The 17,690-nt window shown below is 70.7% G+C and carries 18 protein-coding genes; 11 read left to right on the forward strand and 7 right to left on the reverse strand.

Annotation, left to right across the window (positions count from 1 at the left end):
• Positions 1-30 precede the first annotated feature (30 nt).
• Positions 31-1,239, reverse strand: a complete 1,209-nt coding sequence (locus KWI83_RS11465; protein WP_218514216.1) for a TetR/AcrR family transcriptional regulator — start codon at positions 1,237-1,239, stop codon at positions 31-33.
• 177 nt (positions 1,240-1,416) lie between these two features.
• Between KWI83_RS11465 and KWI83_RS11470 the strand changes: the two genes are divergently transcribed.
• From KWI83_RS11470 to KWI83_RS11495, 6 genes are all read left to right on the forward strand, one after another.
• Positions 1,417-3,264 (forward strand): long-chain fatty acid--CoA ligase, encoded by a 1,848-nt coding sequence (locus KWI83_RS11470; protein ID WP_218514217.1) that lies wholly within the window; start codon positions 1,417-1,419, stop codon positions 3,262-3,264.
• A gap of 119 nt (positions 3,265-3,383) precedes the next feature.
• Complete coding sequence (locus tag KWI83_RS11475) at positions 3,384-4,529, forward strand: acyl-CoA dehydrogenase family protein (RefSeq protein WP_374106293.1); 1,146 nt, start codon at positions 3,384-3,386, stop codon at positions 4,527-4,529.
• Complete coding sequence (locus KWI83_RS11480) at positions 4,526-6,028, forward strand: aldehyde dehydrogenase family protein (protein WP_308122029.1); 1,503 nt, start codon at positions 4,526-4,528, stop codon at positions 6,026-6,028. The genes KWI83_RS11475 and KWI83_RS11480 overlap by 4 nt, the downstream gene beginning before the upstream one ends.
• A 35-nt stretch (positions 6,029-6,063) precedes the next feature.
• On the forward strand, positions 6,064-7,083 hold the full coding sequence (locus tag KWI83_RS11485) for a nitronate monooxygenase family protein (protein WP_218514219.1): 1,020 nt from the start codon (positions 6,064-6,066) through the stop codon (positions 7,081-7,083).
• Entirely contained in the window at positions 7,080-7,916 is an 837-nt protein-coding gene (locus KWI83_RS11490) for an enoyl-CoA hydratase (RefSeq protein ID WP_218514220.1), read from the forward strand. The genes KWI83_RS11485 and KWI83_RS11490 overlap by 4 nt, the downstream gene beginning before the upstream one ends.
• Positions 7,917-7,966: 50 nt before the next feature.
• Complete coding sequence (locus KWI83_RS11495) at positions 7,967-8,836, forward strand: oxygenase MpaB family protein (protein WP_218514221.1); 870 nt, start codon at positions 7,967-7,969, stop codon at positions 8,834-8,836.
• A gap of 233 nt (positions 8,837-9,069) precedes the next feature.
• On the opposite strand, the gene KWI83_RS11500 is transcribed toward KWI83_RS11495, so the two are convergent.
• On the reverse strand, positions 9,070-9,450 hold the full coding sequence (locus KWI83_RS11500; protein ID WP_218514222.1) for a hypothetical protein: 381 nt from the start codon (positions 9,448-9,450) through the stop codon (positions 9,070-9,072).
• A 38-nt stretch (positions 9,451-9,488) separates the two neighbouring features.
• Here KWI83_RS11500 and KWI83_RS11505 point away from each other — a divergent pair, with 38 nt between their 5' ends.
• Complete coding sequence (locus tag KWI83_RS11505) at positions 9,489-9,719, forward strand: helix-turn-helix domain-containing protein (RefSeq protein ID WP_308122030.1); 231 nt, start codon at positions 9,489-9,491, stop codon at positions 9,717-9,719.
• A gap of 89 nt (positions 9,720-9,808) precedes the next feature.
• On the opposite strand, the gene KWI83_RS38405 is transcribed toward KWI83_RS11505, so the two are convergent.
• On the reverse strand, positions 9,809-10,165 hold the full coding sequence (locus KWI83_RS38405) for a hypothetical protein (protein ID WP_256362128.1): 357 nt from the start codon (positions 10,163-10,165) through the stop codon (positions 9,809-9,811).
• A gap of 95 nt (positions 10,166-10,260) precedes the next feature.
• On the opposite strand from KWI83_RS38405, the gene KWI83_RS38410 reads away from it, so the two are divergent.
• Positions 10,261-10,446 (forward strand): alpha/beta hydrolase, encoded by a 186-nt coding sequence (locus tag KWI83_RS38410; protein WP_256362129.1) that lies wholly within the window; start codon positions 10,261-10,263, stop codon positions 10,444-10,446.
• Positions 10,447-10,467: 21 nt separating this feature from the next.
• Here the strand turns inward: KWI83_RS38410 and KWI83_RS11515 are convergent, their stop codons facing one another.
• Together KWI83_RS11515 and KWI83_RS11520 are read right to left on the reverse strand one after the other, a co-directional pair.
• On the reverse strand, positions 10,468-11,106 hold the full coding sequence (locus KWI83_RS11515; RefSeq protein ID WP_218514224.1) for a LysE family translocator: 639 nt from the start codon (positions 11,104-11,106) through the stop codon (positions 10,468-10,470).
• Positions 11,100-11,306, reverse strand: a complete 207-nt coding sequence (locus KWI83_RS11520) for a hypothetical protein (RefSeq protein WP_218514225.1) — start codon at positions 11,304-11,306, stop codon at positions 11,100-11,102. Before KWI83_RS11520 ends, KWI83_RS11515 begins: the two co-directional genes overlap by 7 nt.
• Before the next feature lie 25 nt (positions 11,307-11,331).
• Here KWI83_RS11520 and KWI83_RS11525 point away from each other — a divergent pair, with 25 nt between their 5' ends.
• From KWI83_RS11525 to KWI83_RS11535, 3 genes are all read left to right on the forward strand, one after another.
• The gene (locus KWI83_RS11525; RefSeq protein WP_218514226.1) at positions 11,332-11,856 is read left to right on the forward strand and encodes a CGNR zinc finger domain-containing protein; all 525 of its coding nucleotides are present in this window, start codon (positions 11,332-11,334) and stop codon (positions 11,854-11,856) included.
• Between the two features lie 341 nt (positions 11,857-12,197).
• Complete coding sequence (locus tag KWI83_RS11530; RefSeq protein WP_308122044.1) at positions 12,198-13,655, forward strand: family 43 glycosylhydrolase; 1,458 nt, start codon at positions 12,198-12,200, stop codon at positions 13,653-13,655.
• Positions 13,656-13,693: 38 nt separating this feature from the next.
• Positions 13,694-15,139 carry a family 43 glycosylhydrolase gene (locus KWI83_RS11535; protein ID WP_218514227.1) on the forward strand — a complete coding sequence of 482 codons (1,446 nt, stop codon included), beginning with the start codon at positions 13,694-13,696 and terminating at the stop codon, positions 15,137-15,139.
• A 343-nt stretch (positions 15,140-15,482) separates the two neighbouring features.
• Here the strand turns inward: KWI83_RS11535 and KWI83_RS11540 are convergent, their stop codons facing one another.
• The gene (locus KWI83_RS11540; RefSeq protein WP_218514228.1) at positions 15,483-16,217 is read right to left on the reverse strand and encodes an SDR family NAD(P)-dependent oxidoreductase; all 735 of its coding nucleotides are present in this window, start codon (positions 16,215-16,217) and stop codon (positions 15,483-15,485) included.
• Between the two features lie 159 nt (positions 16,218-16,376).
• Positions 16,377-17,669 (reverse strand): FAD-binding oxidoreductase, encoded by a 1,293-nt coding sequence (locus KWI83_RS11545; RefSeq protein WP_218514229.1) that lies wholly within the window; start codon positions 17,667-17,669, stop codon positions 16,377-16,379.
• Positions 17,670-17,690 lie beyond the last annotated feature (21 nt).

Here is a 17,690-nt window from a genome sequence, read left to right on the forward strand (position 1 = left end):
CTAGGGCATCGCGCAGGGGGCGGGCGCCGGTCACAGGCTGTCAGCCGCTCCAAGAAGTCCGTCCTCATTCGCCAGGGCGAAAACGTACCGGGCCAGTGTCGCGGCGCGCTCCACGGTGACCGACGCCCCGCCGGCGCGGGCCAGATCGTTCACCATGTTGAACGCCGCGTGTACCCGGAAGCGCAGCACCGCCGGCGGCTGGCCGGGGTCGAGTTCGGCCAGCAGGCCCACCCAGGTGTCCACATGCCGACGCTGCTCGACCCGCAGCCGGTGGCGGTCGGCCGGGGGCAGATTCTCGCTCTCGGCGGCGTACACCTCGGGCAGTTCGGCGTGCGTGAAGGTGAGCCGCACATAGGTGTCGATGAGCCGGCGCATCGCCTCCGCGGGAGTGGCGGCGTCGAGCAGCGTCTCGGAGACGGCCAGTTCCAGGCGGCTGCTGGCCCGGTAGTAGGCGGCGGCAAGGAGATCTGCCTTGCTCGCGAAATGACGGTAGACACTGGAGGCGTTGATGCCGGCCGCCTCGCCGATGTCGGAGATGGACACCTCGTGGTAGCCCTGCTCGCGAAACAGTCGCACGGCCTCGGTGAGCAGCCGCTCGCGGCGCGGCAGCAGCGCGCCCTGCTCCGGCCGGTGGCCGCGCGGAGCGGCCTGGCGGGGTGCGGGCAGGTCGGCACGGAGCACGGCCGTGGCGCAGTCCAGGATGGTCCGCTCGGCCTGCGCCCTGGCCAGGGCCGCGCGATGGGTGGACGGGCTGGCGATCACGCTCAGTGCGGCCGTCACCAGCGTGGCGGCGTCACGCTTGGGCAGCTCGGGCCGGGACGCGATCAACAGGTCGCGCAGGGTGCGTACCGAGCCGTCGAACCGCTCGGCGAGCAACTCGCGCTGCTCCGGCGGAAGATGGCGGCCCTGCCACTGGTAGAGCCGGGCCACCGCGCGGCGGTCGAAGGCGAAGCGCACCAGTGAGGGCAGCACGGCGCGCAGCCGCTCGGCGGGGTCCTCGACCGCGTCGGCCGAGTGGACGCACTCGGCGAAGCTCGTGCCCAGCTCGTCGACCGAGGCCACGAGCACGGCCTGCTTGGTGGCGAAGTGCCGGTAGATCGCGGGGCCGGTGATGCCCACCTCCTTCGCGATGTCCTCGATGCCGACGTTGTGGTAGCCGCGGGCGCAGAACAGCTCGGCCGCGGCGAGCGCGATCGTCGCCTTGCGGTTCTTGGGTCGTCGGCGCGGAGAGCTGGGCATGGGGCGAGTGTAGCCATCCTCCGAGGTGAGGGCACATCTGCTGACCTATCGGTCTCACCTTCCCGCCGACCTGGCTGGATGCACATATAAGTAAGTCATCATTCGCATCTATTGACAGGTGGTGCGGGCCGGGTCTGTCATATGGGCGTGCCCGGCGCTCGACGAAGGGAGCCGCCCATGGTTACCGAGTCAGACATCACCCGCGCGGTGGGAGCGTGGACCCTGCCACGCCTGCTGCACCGCAACGCCACCGAGTTCGCCGACCTGCCGGCCCTCACCGGCCGGGCCGGGGCGGACCACCTGACCTGGACGTGGCAGGAGCTGGGCGACGAGGTGCTTGCCGCCGCACACGGGTTGCACACGGTCGGTCTCGGGCGCGGCGACCGCATGCTCATCGTCATGTCGAGCCGCCCCGAGCACTGGGCGATCGACTTCGCCGCGGTGCAGCTCGGCGCCATCCCGTGCACCACCTACGCGACCCTCAGCCCGGACCAGATCCGCCAGGTCGCCGTGCACAGCGGTGCGACGGTGCTGGTCCTGGAGGGGGCCGCGGAGATCGAGCGCTGGCGCCCGGCGCTGGCCTCGATGGAGTCCCTGCGCGCCGTGGTGCTGCTCGACCCGGCCGCCGAGGCGGCGGACCTCCCGTGTGTTGTCGCGTACGCCGAACTGGTGGCCCAGGGCGGGGAATTGCGCCGCCGCCATCCCGAACGTGCCTCGAAGTGGACCGACGCCATCGGGCAGGACGACCCCCTCGCCCTGATCTACACCTCGGGCACCACCGGCGACCCGAAGGGTGTGGTGCTCTCGCACCGAGGCGCCCTCTATCAGTGCGCGGCCCAGGAGTTGGTCAACGCCGGGCCCGACCATCCCCGGCTGATCGCCTACCTGCCGCTGGCGCATGTCGCCGAACGGGTGCTCGGCATGTATCTGCCGGTCTACACCGCGGGCCATGTGACGATCTGCCCCGACCCGGCGCAGTTGCCGTCCACCCTGATCGCGGTACGCCCGGAAGGCTTCTTCGGTGTGCCCAGAGTGTGGGAGAAGTTCGCCGCCGCCCTCCAGGGGATGCTTGCCGCCCTCGACGAGCCGCGCCGGGCGGCGGTGGACGCCGCCAGGGAGACGGCAGGCCGGGCGTACCGGATCCGATCGGGCGGCGATGCTGTGCCGCCCGATCTGGCGGCGGCCCTCGCCGAAGCCGACGCCAGGGTACTGCGGCCGCTCAGGGAGCAGCTCGGGCTCGTCGACGCGGTCAGGCTGGGCAGCGGTGCCGCCCCGATCCCAGCCGAAGTCCTGGAGTTCTTCGGCTCGTTGGGCCTGACCATCATGGAGGTGTGGGGCCTGTCGGAGACCACCGGCGCGGCCACCAGCACCTACCCGGACCGCTACCGGCCCGGCACGGTCGGCCTGCCGGTTCCCGGCATGGAGGTGCGCCTCGCCGCCGACGGCGAGATCGAGGTGCGCGGCCCCCTGGTGTTCCTCGGCTACCTGCAGCCGGACGGCCGGATCGAATCGGCCGTGGACGCGGAGGGCTGGCTGGCCACCGGCGATGTCGGCACCTTCGACCCCGACGGCATGCTGCGGATCACCGACCGCAAGAAGGAACTCATCATCACCGCGAGCGGCAAGAACATCGCGCCCAGCCGCGTGGAGTCCCTGCTGCGGGCACATCCGTTGATCGGCTACGCCGCGGTCATCGGTGACCGCCGCCCCTACCTCACCGCTCTGCTGGTGCTCGACGAGGAGGCCGCCCCCGCCTGGGCGAAGGCGCACGGCCTGAGCGTCACCGGCATCAAGGAGCTGGCCGCGGAGCCGCACCTGCTGAAGGAACTGGCCACCGCGGTCGAGCGGGCCAACGCCGCGCTGTCCCGGCCCGAGCAGATCAAGGCCTTCCATGTGCTCGACCGGCCCTGGGGACCCCAGACCGGGGAGCTCACGCCCAAGCTCTCACTCAAGCGCCGAGTGATCGAGCAGCGGTACGCGGCCGAGATCGACGCGCTGTACGCGCCTGCTGACAACCCCCTGTGAACACGCCCCGCTGACGCCCCCGTGCACAACGGCCGCGCGCCGCCGGGCCCGTTCCCGAACGCGGACGCCCGCCGCTGCCCTGACCACGCCATGCCCGGACCGACCCGACAAGAGGTGTCGTGGTGACCGACGTACTGACGCTTGAGCAGCGGGACTTCACCGCCGCGCTCACCGATTTCTGCCGCCGTGAGTGCGGCACCCGCGAGCAGTGGGACAAACTCACCGCCGGCGGCAGCCACCAGCACAACTCCGAGCTGTACCGGAAGATGGCCGAACTCGGCTGGCCGGGCATCGCGGTGCCCGAGGAATACGGCGGCGGGGGCCAGGGCATGGCCGAGCTGGCGCTGTTCCTGGAGACCACCGCGTACTGGCAGGCCCCGATCGGCGGTTTCTCCACATCGGCGATCGCGGCCGCCTCGTACCAGAAGTTCGGCTCCGAAGAGCAGAAGCATCGGGTGCTCGGCGACTTCCTCAAGGGCAAGGTCCTCGCGATCTCGATGTCCGAGCCGGGCGCGGGGTCGGACGTGGCCGCGCTGACCTGCAAGGCCGAGCGGCGCGACGGCGGCTGGGTGATCAACGGCCAGAAGACCTGGTGCTCCAACGCACATCTGGCCGAGCACATCCTGCTGGTCGCCCGCACCTCCTCCGCGGGCACCAAGCACGAGGGCCTGACCATGTTCTCGGTGCCGCCGGAGGCGGATGGCCTGGACATCCACGCCATCGAGACCCTCGGCGGCCCCGACGTCAACGACCTGTATTTCACGGACTGCTTCCTGCCCGAGGACGCCGTGGTCGGGGAGGTCGGCCAGGGCTGGCGCCAGCTGATGGCCGGTCTGAACCTGGAGCGGATGATCCTGGCCGCGACCATGCTCGGCGCCGCCCGGCGCGCTTTCGACGACACCGTGGAATACGTCAAGGAGCGCCACCAGTTCGGCCGCCCCGTCGGCACCTTCCAGGCGCTCAGGCACCGGCTCGCCGATCACGCCACGGAGTTGGAGTGCACCCGCCTCCTCGTCCACGACGTGGCGCGCCGCATCGACGCCGAGCCCGAGCGGATGCTGCCGCGCGAGGCGTCGATGGCCAAGCTCAAGGCCACCGAACTCGCCAAGGCGGTGGCCCTGGACGGCATGCAGATGATGGGCGGCTACGGCTACGCGCTGGAGTACGGCATGGAGCGCATGCTCCGCTCGACGGTGGTGTCCACCGTCTACGGCGGGACCAGCGAGATCCAGCGCGACATCATCGGCAAGACCTTCGGGCTGTGACCGCGGTGGGAGAGGCCCGGAGCACTGTCACCGAGGAGCGGCGGCTCCGCTCGGTCAACCCCGCGACCGGAGACCTCGTCGCCGAACTGCCTCTGCACACCCCCGCCCAGGTGCACGACGCGGTGGACCAGGCCCGCCGGGCGGGGGCCCACTGGAGCGCACTGCCCTGGCGTGAGCGGCGCCGGACCCTGCTGCGCTGGGCCGCGCACCTGGTCCGCGATGCCGACGCGCTGTGCGAGCTGGTGCATGCCGAGAACGGCAAACCGGCCGAGGACGCCTACCTGGAACTGGCGCTCGCGCTGGGACACATCCGCTGGTCCGCCCGGCACGCGGGGCAGGCACTCGCCACGCGCCGGGTGTCGCCCGGGGCGCTGATGGCCAACTTCCAGGCCCGCGTCGAACGCCATCCGCTCGGCGTCATCGGGGTGATCGGCCCATGGAACTACCCGGTCAACACTCCGGTCGGCTCGATCGCCTACGCGCTGGCCGCCGGAAACACGGTGGTGTTCAAGCCGAGCGAACACACCCCGGCCATCGGGAAGTTCTGCGTCGACGCCTTCGCGGCGGCCAACCCGGACCTGCCCGAAGGGGTGTTCACCGCGGTCTTCGGCGAGGGCGACACGGGCGCGGCCCTGGTCGGCTCCGGGGTCGACCTGATCGCCTTCACCGGCTCGGCCGCGACCGGAAGGAAGGTCATGGCGGCCGCGGCCGAACGGCTCACCCCGGTGCTGATGGAGCTCGGCGGCAAGGACCCGGTCATCGTCGCGGCCGACGCCGACGTGGACGCCGCCGCCGAAGCAGTCGCCTGGGGCGCGATGAGCAACGCCGGCCAGACCTGCATCGGGGTGGAACGGGTCTATGTGGAGCGGCCCGTGGCGGACCGGTTCTGCACCGCGCTCCGCGACGAGCTGCGGGACATCCGCGCGGGCGATGCCTACGGCCCGATGACCGTACCGGAACAGATCGACGTGGTACGCCGCCACCTCACCGGCGCCCTCGATGCCGGCGCCACCGCCCTGGTCGGCGGCGTGGACGCCCTGCGCCCGCCGTACATCGATCCCGTCGTCCTCGTCGACGTACCCGAGTCGCATCCGGCGGTGCAGGAGGAGACGTTCGGCCCGCTGGTCGTGATCCGCACCGTGGACGATGCCGAGGAGGCCGTGCGGCTGGCCAACGGCACCCGCTTCGGCCTGGGAGCCACGGTGTTCTCCCGCCGCCACGGCCGGGCGATCGCCCGGCGGCTGCGCTGCGGAACCGTCTCCGTCAACGCGATGCTGGCGTACGCGGCGATCCCCGCCCTGCCCATGGGCGGCGTCGGCGACTCGGGTTTCGGCCGCATCCACGGGCTTGAGGGACTTCTCGCGTTCACCCGCACCCAGTCCCTCGCACGCCGGCGGTTCCCGATTCCGGGCATGTCGCTGCCGACCTTCCGGCGCGGCCCCCGCACCATGCGGCTGCTCCGCGCCGCCCTCACCCGCATCCACGGCCGCGCACGGTGACCACTCACAGCGCCCAGAAGGGACCCTCCGAGTCCATGCTGACGACCCGTTTCACCGAAACCTTCGGGGTGGAGCACCCCCTGGTCCAAGGCGGCATGCAGTGGGTGGGCCGCGCGGAGCTCGTCGCCGCCGTCGCCAACGCCGGTGCCCTGGGCTTCCTCACCGCTCTGACCCAGCCCACTCCGGAAGCCCTGGTCAAGGAGGTCGAACGCTGCCGCGATCTGACCGACAAGCCGTTCGGGGTGAACCTGACCATCCTTCCCGCCATCAACCCGCCCCCGTACGAGGAGTACCGGCAGGCGATCATCGAGTCCGGCATCACGGTCGTCGAGACAGCCGGATCCAATCCCGCCGATCACCTGCCCTCCTTCCATGCCGCCGGGATCAAGGTGGTGCACAAGTGCACCAGCGTCCGGCATGCCGTCAAGGCGCAGGACCTCGGTGTGGACGCGGTCAGCATCGACGGCTTCGAGTGCGCCGGGCACCCGGGCGAGGACGACGTTCCCGGCCTGGTGCTCATCCCGGCGGCCGCCGACCGGCTCACCGTGCCGATCCTCGCCTCCGGCGGCATCGCCGACGCCCGCGGCCTGGTGGCGGCCCTGGCACTCGGTGCGGACGGCATCAACATGGGCACCCGGTTCCTGTGCACCGCGGAAGCGCCGGTGCACGAGCGGGTCAAGCGGCAGATCGTCGAGAACACCGAACGCGACACCGAGCTGATCTTCCGGCCCCTGCGCAACACCGCCCGGGTGGCGAGCAACTCAGTCAGCCGACGGGTGGTGGAAATCCTCGACGCCGGCGGGCAGTTCGACGACGTACGTGACCTGGTGGCCGGGGCCCGCGGCCGCAGGGTGTTCGAGGAGGGCGACCTCGAAGCCGGGATCTGGAGCTCGGGGACGGTGCAGGGCATCATCCACGACATCCCCACCGTGGCCGACCTGGTCACCCACGTCGTCACCGAGGCGGCAGCGCTGATCGAGGGCCGTCTCGGCGCCCTCGTCACCGCCGGGCACAGGCCGGGCCGCACCGCCATGGACGAGGGGGCCGGGCGGTGACCGGCGGGCCGTATCTCCTGGTCGACGACGCCGACGGGGTGCTGCGGGTCGTCTTCAACCGTCCGCAGCGGCTCAACGCCCTGACCGCCGCCGTGCTGCGGGCCGCCGCCGACACCGTCGAGGAGGCCGCCGCGGACGCCCGAGTACGAGTCATCACGCTCACCGGCACCGGCCGGGCCTTCTGCACCGGCGCGGACCTGACCGACGCGGGCGGTGACATCGCCCCGGTGGACGGATCTCAGGCGGGCGAGCCCGGAGCCCGCCGTTATGGAGCGCACGGCACCGCCGAGAGCGGCATCGACGCCGCGAACCGCCTCATCCGCGCCATCACCGACGTGCCGAAACCCGTGGTCGCCGTGGTCAACGGACCGGCGGCCGGGGTCGGCTGCTCGATCGCCACCGCCTGCGACCTGATCTGGGCAGCGGAGTCCGCCTACTTCCTGCTGGCGTTCGCGAACGTCGGACTCATGCCGGACGGCGGGGCCACCGCCACCATCCCGGCCGCCATCGGCCGGGCCCGCGCGGCACGGATGGCCCTGCTCGCCGAACGCGTCCCCGCGCAGCGGGCGTTCCACTGGGGCCTGATCTCCGCCGTGGTCCCCGACGACCAACTGGCCGCCGAGGCGGACAAGGTCGTAGCCGCCCTCGCGACCGGTCCGACCGCGGCCTACGCCGAGACCAAGCGTGCGCTGCGCGCGAGCGCCCTCGCCGGTCTCGACCACGCCCTGTCACAGGAACGAGCCGGACAACTACGCCTGTTCCGTGGCGCCGACTTCGCCGAAGGCGTCCGCGCCTTCCAGGAGCACCGCACGCCACGCTTCACCGGCGCGTGAAGCGCCCGAAGAGCGAACGTCCGAAGAGTCACCCTCGCAGGAAGGCCACCATGGACCGATACCACTGGCTGAACCGCATCGCCGACCTGGACCCCGTCGCCGACGCGACGGAGATCTACCGCATATCGTCGGGCCACGAGTTCCCGTGGGACTACCTGCGAGCCCTGGAATTCGCGTTGCTGCGCACCTTCTGCGTGCCCAGCATCTCCGAACTGCTCGCCCGAACCGGCGAATTCGAGCATCGGCCGCAGAAGCGGTACGACGACACCGCCCTGCTGATGGCCGAGATCGCCGAGCACGGTTACGACTCCGCACGCGGCAAGGAAGCACTCCGCGTGATCAACCGGCAGCATCGCCGGTACACGATCAGCAACGACGACATGCGGTACACCCTTTCCACGTTCGTCTACGAACCCATCGACTGGATCACCCGGTTCGGCTGGCGCCCCCTCCACCCCCATGAGCGGCACGCCGCGTTCCACCACTACTGCGAAGTGGGCCACCGCATGGGCATCCGCGACATCCCGGCCGACTACGCCGAGTTCCGCGAGTTCAAGCAGCGCTTCGAGCGCGAGCGGTTCGCCCACAGCCCCGCCAACCAGGCGATCGGCCGGTACACCATGGACCTCTTCCGTTCCTGGTACCCGCGGCCACTGCGGGCCCTGGTCGAGACGGCCGCGCGCAGCCGGCTCGATCCGCTCATGCTGGGCGCCCTGGGCCTCCCCCCGGCACCGGCCTGGGCCGGGCGGACGGTGCGGGCCGCCCTGCGCGGCCGGGCAGCGGTGGAGCGCCTGCTGCCGCCGCGCCGCCATGCCTCCCTCACCAGGTCCGTCCGCGCCCGCTGCTATCCCGGATACCCCGCGGGCTTCTGCCCCGCCGATCTCGGCGCCGACCAGTCGAAGGCAGCCATCGGCCGGTGACGCCACGGCCCCTGGGCCGACCCGACACCGACGCCCAGGACGGGACCACCTTCACCCGGCCCTCAATGACGGCCGCGCTTTCGGATGCGCGGTCGGCGGTGCCCTCGCCCTGACCACCGTGGAGCCGCGGCCAACCAGATCGCCGGGACTACTCCAGCTGATGAAAGACCCCGAGCCGACCTTGGGTGCGGCTCGGACCTGGCGTTCTCGGTCATGGTCTCGTTCCGCGTCCGCTACTTGGCCGCTGCCGCGCGCATGGCCTCGCTCTCGACGGCGAAGCCCGCGAACTGCGCGTCCACCGCACCGCCGAAGACCTTCGCGAGGACCTGGTTGACCGCCGCCAGGGAACCGGCGGACCGTTCGGCGACACGCTGGGCGAGGTCGTCGACGTAGGCGCCGAGTTCGTCGGCGGGCAGGGCACGGTTGAGGATGCCGTACGCGACGCCGATCGTCGTCTGCGGGAGCGCCTCCCCCGTGGTGGTGAGCGCCTGGAGGACGTTGATGTCCGGGTACTTGCTCTGCGGCAGGTCCGGGTCCTCCATCGAGCGGAGGACGTCGCCCAGCTCGAAGTGGGCGACGAAGAACTCCGGGTTGGCGCTGCCGAGGACGACCACGGAGGTGTCCTGGTCGAGGACCAGCTTCCCGGCGAGGAGTGGCCTTCGGCGAGACGGGCAGCACGGTCGGCCGCTGGATCCGTGAGCGACGCCTGCGGGCCTGCTACCGGGATCCGGCGCGGGCGCACCGCGGCACGACCGTCACCGACGTGGCCTTCCGCTGGGGCTTCAACGACATGGCGCACTTCAGCCGGGTCTTCAAGCAGGCGTACGGCGTGACGCCCAGCAGCGTCATCGCACGGCACCGACGGCTCGCGGCAGCGGAGTGACAGGCATCCTGCACGAACGGACAAGCCCGTCTGCGCTCAGGGCAAAGCCCTCCGCCCGGCGGGCGGTCACCATGCGCGCATGACATGGACTACAGCGACGCCGTCACCTTCGCCCTCACCCTGCCGCAGACCGACCCGGACAGGATCGGCGCCTGGGGCTCCAGCCTCTCGGGCGGCCATGTGATCGTCCTGGCCGGGCAGGACCGACGGGTGAAGGCGATCGTGGCGCAGGCGCCCATGGTCAGCGGCAGGGAGTGCGGGCAGCGGCTGGTGCCCGCCCCGGCCCTCGCCGCAGCCGCCGCCTTCCAGCATGAGGACCGGCTGGCGCGCATGGCGGGCAAGGCCCCGGCCATGATGCCGGTGGCGTCACCCGACCCGACGGCTCCGGCGGCGCTGCCGACCCCCGACGCCTGGGACTTCGTCCACGGCCAGACCAGGTTCCCCACCTACCGCAACGAAGTCACCCCACGCACGATGGAACTCGTCTTCGGCTACGAGCCCCGCCCTGCTCATCGAGCGGGTCAGCCCGACGCCGATGCTGATGATCGTCGCAAGAGACGACATGGTCTGCCCGGCCGACCTCCAGCTCGCGGCGTACGCGCGGGCCCGGGAGCCGAAGCAGCTGCTCACTGTCGCGGGCGGGCACTTCGACGTGTACGAGGACCATCCCGCCTTCGAGCAGTCGGCCGCGGCCGCCACCTCCTTCTTCCAGGAGCGGTTGCGGTAGCGGCCGGGGGCGGCGGGCCTCTCAGAGGGGAACGACGGCCAGTCGGATGCCGAGCCCGATGAGTACGGAACCCATGAGCCGGTCGAGCACGGCCGAGAGTCCGGGTCTCGCGAGTCGGCGGCCCACCCGGGTCAGCAGGTAACTCGTCCCCGGATACCACGTCATGAGCACCGCGGCGTGAGCGGCGAGCAGCACGGCCGCCGCTGGGACGACCGCGTCGCCCGGCCCGATGAACTGGGGGAACACGGTGGTGTAGAAGATCCCCACCTTGGGGTTGAGCAGGTCGCCGATCAGACCGCGGCGGAACCCGCCGTACGCGGACAGCTCGGGCGCCGCACCGTCGGGCCGCTGGAGCGCCGGCCGGCGCCGGGCCGAGCGCAGGGCCTGCACGCCCAGCCAGATCAGGTACGCCGCGCCCGCCAGGCGGAGTGTGTCGTATGCCACGCGCGAGGTCGCCAGCAGCGCGGCGAGCCCGAGCACGGAGCCCGCCGCCCAGAAGACCTTGCCGAGCGTCAAGCCGACCGTGGCGGCCACCGCGGCCCGCTGACCGCCCTGTCGCGCGCAGCCCAGCACGACCGTGAGATTGGCGCCCGGAGTCGCCGCGAGGACCAGGCACAGCGCGACGAAGGAGCCCAGCTGGGCCCAGCTGAGTCCTAGCACGCCGGTTCACCGCCACCGGCTGCCCGTACGAGCGCCGTCACCGGCTCTTCAGGTGACGGCCTGCGGGGCGGCGCAGGCCCGTCCTTGAGGACATCCCCCGCCAGCAGCACACGCAGGCGGCCGCAGGCGCAGCGCTGGTAGCGCACCCAGCCCAGGGATGTCGAGTGCTTCGACAAGGTGAGGAAGAGGCATGAAGTCATGCCGTGAGCGTGATGCAATGAGTAAATGCATTTCAACGCTTACGGCGGCAACGCGGCCCTGCTGGCGGCGGCCCTGGCCAACCTCGACGACCGCTGCGATGCCCGCACGGCCGAGACGCTGCTGGCCGAGCACCGGGTGGCGCGCCCCCGGCTGACCGACCAGCAGCTCCGGCTCCTGCTGGCCTGGCGCCTGCGCCTGTGGGAGGCGTTCACGGCCCCCACCGGGCCGGAACAGGTCGCTGCCGTCAACCGGTTGCTGACCGATGCGGCGGCCCGCCCGTACGTGTCCACCCACGACGGCCAGCCGCCGCACCTGCACTACGCCGACGAGAACGCCGACGTCGTCACGCGCGTACGGGCCGCCACCGCGGCCGGGCTCGCCCTGGTCCTCACCGAGACCGATCCCTGCCGTCTCGGGCGGTGCTCGGCACCGGGCTGCCGCGCCGTCTTCGTCGACACCTCCCGCAACGGCCGCCGCGCATACTGCACACGCCTGTGCGCCACACGCGTCCACGTCTCCGCCCACCGCGACCGCAAGCGGCGGCAGTAAGGGGTCCTTGCACTATGAGCGTCCGAGCACCGACCGCCGACGCGGCGGGAGCGGCGCAGGCGGGGTCTCCGGACCACCGCGCACCCCACCGAGTTCCGGGGCCGCTGCCCCTGATGCACGACCTGGCGTAGCCCACGGGCGAGCCCGCGAGGAAACTCGCGTTCCGTGTGACAGAAGTGTTGACGCGGGGCTTCCCGGGCCTTAATTTCTGCCCGAAGTTCCGAACTGCATTCGATATATCGGACGTTCAGTGGTCTGCCGGACGGTCCGACGAAGGGACACCCCCAGTGATCCGCACCCGTGCGGGGTTCGCCGTGCGCTCTCCCCGATGGCTCGCCGCCATCGTCGTTCTCCTCACCCTGCTCCTGGGTGCCGTGACCCAGCCGACCGCCAGTGCCGCGGAAGGGCGGCCGTACACCAACCCCGTCGAGTCGCAGAAGGGCGCCGACCCCTGGCTGGAGTACTACGAGGGCAACTACTACCTGATCACCACGACCGGTACCGGCGTGCTGACCATGCGGAAGTCGCCCACCCTGGCCGGGCTGTCCACCGCCCCCAACGTCCAGGTCTGGAGCGACACCACCCCCACCAGGAACGCCAACATCTGGGCACCCGAGCTGCACTTCGTCGACGGCAAGTGGTATCTGTACTACTCCGCGGCGCAGGCCGGAGTCGCCTGCTGCGACTCCCAGCGCACCCACGTCCTGGAGAGCGCCGGTACGGACCCGATGGGCCCGTACACCTACAAGAACCAGCTCAGCGGGTCCAACCTGAGCCCCGGCGGCTGGCTCATCGACGCCAGCGTCCTCAGACACGACAACAAGCTGTACCTGCTCGGCAGCGGCTTCATAGGCGGCAGCGCGCAGAGCCTGGTCATCACCCCGATGAGCAACGCGTACACACTGAGCAGCTCCACCTTCCACATCATCTCCAGCCCCACCGCGAGCTGGGAGACCTCGGGCGCCCCGGTCAACGAGGGCCCCGAGCCGCTTTATCACGACGGCAGGACCTTCCTCACCTTCTCCGCCAGCTCCTGCCAGACCCCGGACTACAAGCTGGGCCAACTGGAACTGACCGGCAGTGATCCGCTGCTGGCGTCGTCCTGGACCAAGAAGTCGACCCCGGTCTTCCAGCGCAACGACGCGGCGGGCGTCTACGGCCCCGGCCACAACGGGTTCTTCACCTCGCCCGACGGCACCGAGAACTGGATCGTCTACCACGCCAACAGCACCGCCAACGGCGGCTGCGGCAACGCCCGCACCACACGGGCGCAGAAGTTCACCTGGAACGCGGACGGCACGCCGAACTTCGGCACGCCGGTGGCGCTCGGCACCACCCTGCCCGGCCCGTCCGGCGAGACGGCCGCCACGCCCACCTCGTACACCCTCGTGAACCGCAACAGCGGCAAGTGCCTGGACGTCGCCGGCGGCAACACCGCCGACGGGACCGACATCTTCCAGTGGACCTGCAACGGCGGCGCCAACCAGAAGTGGCGCATCGAGGACCTGGGCAACGACACCAGCCGGCTGGTGAACGTGGCGACCGGCAAGGTCATGGACACCGCCGGCTGCGACTCCGCCGACGGCACCGACATCGCCCAGTGGACCTGGCTGAACAACAACTGCCAGAAGTACCGGCTTGTCCACACGGCCACCGGTGACTACGTGCGGATCGTCAACGAGGCCACCCGCAAGGTCGCGGACGTCGCCGACTGCGGCACCGCCAACGGCACCGACGTACGCCAGTGGAGCTGGCTGAACAACAACTGCCAGCAGTGGAAGCTCGTCCCCACCACCTGAGCCACCCGATCAGCCCCCCATCAGGAGAACACCCAACCATGAGACGCCTCATCGCCCGGGTCGCGCCGGCCGCGCTCGCCGCGCTGGCCCTGCTGACCCCCGCCACCCCCGCGCACGCCGCCGCCCCCGCGTCCCCGGCCGTGACCTTCACCAACCCGATCGCCGAGCAGCGCGCCGACCCGCACATCTTCAAGCACACCGACGGCTACTACTACTTCACCGCGACCGTGCCCGCCTACGACAAGATCGTCATGCGCCGGGCCACCACCCTCCAGGGTCTCGCCACGGCAGCCGAGACCACCATCTGGACCAAGCACGCCAGCGGTGAGATGGGCGCCCACATCTGGGCCCCGGAGATCCACTTCATCGACGGCAAGTGGTACGTGTACTTCGCCGCCGGGGCCAGCAACGACATCTGGAAGATCCGGCCGTACGTCCTGGAGACCAGCGCCGCCAACCCGCTCACCGGCACCTGGACCGAGAAGGGCCGCATCGCCCTGCCGCTGGACACCTTCTCGCTCGACGCGACGACCTTCGTCCACAACGGCACCCGCTACCTCAGCTGGGCGCAGAACGACCCCGCCGTCGGCAGCGGTACGAACCTCTACCTCGCCCCGATGTCCAACCCCTGGACCATCAGCGGCACCCCGGTGCGGATCTCCACGCCCACCCACTCCTGGGAGACCGTCGGCCACCGCGTCAACGAGGGCCCGGCCGTCATCCAGAAGAACGGCAAGGTCTTCATGACCTTCTCGGCCAGCGCCACCGACGCCAGCTACTGCCTCGGCCTGCTGACCGCCGACGCCACCGCCGACCTGATGAACCCGGCGTCCTGGACGAAGAACCCGAACCCGGTCTTCAAGAGCAACGACGCGACCGGCCAGTACGGCCCCGGCCACAACACCTTCACCACGTCCGAGGACGGCAAGTCGGACATCCTGGTCTACCACGACCGCAACTACAAGGACATCACCGGCGACCCGCTCAACGACCCCAACCGCCGCACCCGCTACCAGAAGGTGTACTGGAACGCCGACGGCACCCCCAACTTCGGCATCCCCGTCGCCGACGGCATCACCCCGGTCCGCTTCTCCTCGTACAACTTCCCGGCCCGCTACATACGCCACTGGGAGTTCCGGGCCAAGACCGAGGCCAACGTCACGAACCTCGCCGACTCGCAGTTCCGCGTCGTGCCCGGCCTGGCCGGCAGCGGCACCGTCTCCCTCGAATCGGCCAACTTCCCCGGCTACTACCTGCGCCACAAGAACTTCGAGGTGTGGGTGGAGAAGAACGACGGCACGACCCTCTTCAAGAACGACGCCTCGTTCCACCAGCGGGCCGGCCTTGCCGACTCCGCGGACGGCGTCTCCTACGAGTCGTTCAACTTCCCGGGCCGCTACATCCGCCACTACGAGAACCTGCTCTACGTCCAGCCCGTCAGCACCACGCTCGACCGGGCCGACGCGACGTACTACAAGGAGTAGCCACCTACACGCACGGACCGGTGCGGTCGGCCTCTGCCCCGGCGAGGCCGACCGCACCCGCACCGTTTTCCCGGTCGACGCCTGCGGAACAACAGCCAGGTACACGCCCCTGAGCAGCGGCGACAGCGAACTCCACTGGAGTACGAGGCGTGCCGCTCGAGGCCGGCTCAGGCGCACAGCCGCGACTGGCCGGGCTCCGCTCGATGCACATGTCGGCGTGGCGGGCGAGCCGGTCGGCGAGCGGACCGGGCCTGACGGCGCCCTCCCAGGACGTCGGGCACAGAAGGTCAACGCGGCCCAGGCGTGAACCGGCGTCCTCTCGGCAAGCTTCGACACGGCTCATTCAGAACGCTGTGTAGCCTCCGTCCACGGGAAGCACGGCACCGGTGATGTACGACGACTCCGGGCAGGCCAGGAAGAGAACCGCGTCGGCGACCTCTTCGGGTGTGGCGAGGCGGCGCAGCGGGATGGAGTCCTCCTTCATCTGCCGGTACGCGGCGGGATCGGGGCGCCGCTGGAAACCGGCCTCGATGATCGGCGTCGCGGTCAGACCGGGCGCCACCACGTTGACGCGGATGTTGCGGGGCGCCCATTCGATGGCGGCGCCACGCGCGAGGGCGATGAGGCCGCCCTTGGCGGCGGAGTACAAGGTCTGGTTCGGCATACCGACCATGCCGAGGCGCGAGCTGACGCACACCATCGACGCGCCCGACTCGGAAGCCAGCGGCATCAGGTGCTTCATGACCAGGAACGCGCTCAGGAGGTTGCCGTGGAGCACGTCGCGTGCGTCGTCGTAGGTCATCTCCGCGATCGGGCTGGACGCCTGGAGCCCATGGCAGAGAACGACCACGCCCACGTCCCGCAAGTGCTCCGCGGCTCGGGCGGCGAGCTCGGAGACGAAGGTCTCGCCGTTGAGGTCCCCCGGGAGGTAGAGATCGTCCGGATGGTCCTCGGACAGCTCGGGGCGCCGCCCGGTGAGCAGGAGGTTGGCGCCCTCGCGGCGGAAGTGGGAGGCGACTGCCTGACCGATCCCGCTCGACGCTCCGGTGATCACGGCGTTGACGCCCTGGAGTCGCATGTTCGTTCCTCAACAGTCAGCAGTTGGGTCGAGAAGAGGGGCGCACCGCAGTCACGGTCCCAGCCCCGGCCGCAGCGAACACTCACGGGAGGACCTTGTCCGCGAACCGCGGGGGCTCACGCCGCCAACCTCGTGGCAGGCCACCGCAGTACGACGGGTTCAGAGCAGTTTGTCCTTGGCCTTGTAGTAGGCGCCGCCGAACGGCAGGAACCAGGCGGTGCCGTTGTAGAAGGGGACGGGGACCTTGGGAAAGTCGAGGCCGCGCAGGGGGTTGGCCTGCGGTTTGCCGTCCATCATCTCGGCGACCGCGCGGCCCATGTAGGTGGCCATCTGGACGCCGTGGCCGCAGTAACCCATGGAGTAGTACAGGCCTTTGGCCCCGTCGGCCTCGCCCGCGTGCGGAATGCGGTCCCAGGAGAAGCCGACCATGCCGCCCCACACGTAGTCGATCCGCACTCCCGCGAGCTGCGGGAAGATCTCGGTCATCTCGACCTTGAGGATGTCGCCGCTCTTGATGTCGGAGGCGGGGTTTGAGGGGGCGAAGCGGGCCCGGCCGCCGAAGGCGAGGCGGTTGTCCGGGGTGAGGCGGACGTAGTGTCCGACGTTCTTGTGGGCGACCAGCAGGCGGCCGTTGGGGATGAGTTCCTTGACGCGCGCCTCCCCCAGCGGCTCGGTGACGATGATGAAGCTGCCGACGTTGATCAGCCGCTTGCGGAACCACGGCATCGACTTGTCGGTGTAGGCGTCCGTCGCCGCCATGACCTGCTGGGCACGGATGGTGCCGTGCAGGGTCTCCACCAGGAAGCCACCGCCGGGGAGGCGGGTGAGGCCGGTGGCGGCGTTGCGCTCGTGGATCTCGGCGCCGGCCCGCTCGGCGGCGTCCGCCAGGCCGCCGACGAACTTGCCCACGTGCAGGCCCGCGCTGAGCGGGTCGAGCAGGGCGCCGTGGTAGTAGTCCGTGCCGAGTTCGGCCCGCAGTTCGCTCTTGCTCAGCACGACCGTCTCGTGGCCGAAGTTGTCGGCCAGGTCGCGCTGCTTGGCCCGCAGGCCCTGGAAGTGCTGGGGCTTGCAGACCGCGCCGAGGCGGCCGGAGCGGTTGAAGTCGCAGTCGATGTTCTCGGTGAGCGTGAGTTCCTCGACGACGTCGACGGCCTCGCGGAACGCGTCGTACAGTTCGCGGGCGCGTTCCTGGCCGTAGCGTTTGCGGGCCTCGGCGGGGCTGATGGTGATGCCCTGGGTGCACATGCTGCCGTTGCGGCCGGAGGCGCCCGAGCCGACCTTGTCCTTCTCGACGAGGACGACCCGGGCGCCCTTGCGGGCGGTGTGGTAGGCGGTGGACAGGCCGGTGAGGCCGCCGCCGATCACCACCACGTCCGCCTCGTCGGGCAGGTCCTTGCCGGAACGGTCGGGCAGGGCGGGGGCTGTGTCCAGCCAGTAGGGGATCTGCTTCATGGCGTGCGTCCTGTCGTGGTC

This window comes from Streptomyces sp. TRM70350, from assembly GCF_019219825.1.
Classification (GTDB): Bacteria; Actinomycetota; Actinomycetes; order Streptomycetales; family Streptomycetaceae; genus Streptomyces.

What these genes read in the sequence shown, in the direction of transcription:
- KWI83_RS11465 (WP_218514216.1), bottom strand. Translation starts at nt 1,239, where the DNA reads ATGCCCAGCTCTCCGCGCCGACGACCCAAGAACCGCAAGGCGACGATC.
- KWI83_RS11470 (WP_218514217.1), top strand. Translation starts at nt 1,417, where the DNA reads ATGGTTACCGAGTCAGACATCACCCGCGCGGTGGGAGCGTGGACCCTG.
- KWI83_RS11485 (WP_218514219.1), top strand. Translation starts at nt 6,064, where the DNA reads ATGCTGACGACCCGTTTCACCGAAACCTTCGGGGTGGAGCACCCCCTG.
- KWI83_RS11495 (WP_218514221.1), top strand. Translation starts at nt 7,967, where the DNA reads ATGGACCGATACCACTGGCTGAACCGCATCGCCGACCTGGACCCCGTC.
- KWI83_RS38410 (WP_256362129.1), top strand. Translation starts at nt 10,261, where the DNA reads ATGATCGTCGCAAGAGACGACATGGTCTGCCCGGCCGACCTCCAGCTC.
- KWI83_RS11520 (WP_218514225.1), bottom strand. Translation starts at nt 11,306, where the DNA reads ATGACTTCATGCCTCTTCCTCACCTTGTCGAAGCACTCGACATCCCTG.
- KWI83_RS11525 (WP_218514226.1), top strand. Translation starts at nt 11,332, where the DNA reads ATGCATTTCAACGCTTACGGCGGCAACGCGGCCCTGCTGGCGGCGGCC.
- KWI83_RS11535 (WP_218514227.1), top strand. Translation starts at nt 13,694, where the DNA reads ATGAGACGCCTCATCGCCCGGGTCGCGCCGGCCGCGCTCGCCGCGCTG.
- KWI83_RS11540 (WP_218514228.1), bottom strand. Translation starts at nt 16,217, where the DNA reads ATGCGACTCCAGGGCGTCAACGCCGTGATCACCGGAGCGTCGAGCGGG.
- KWI83_RS11545 (WP_218514229.1), bottom strand. Translation starts at nt 17,669, where the DNA reads ATGAAGCAGATCCCCTACTGGCTGGACACAGCCCCCGCCCTGCCCGAC.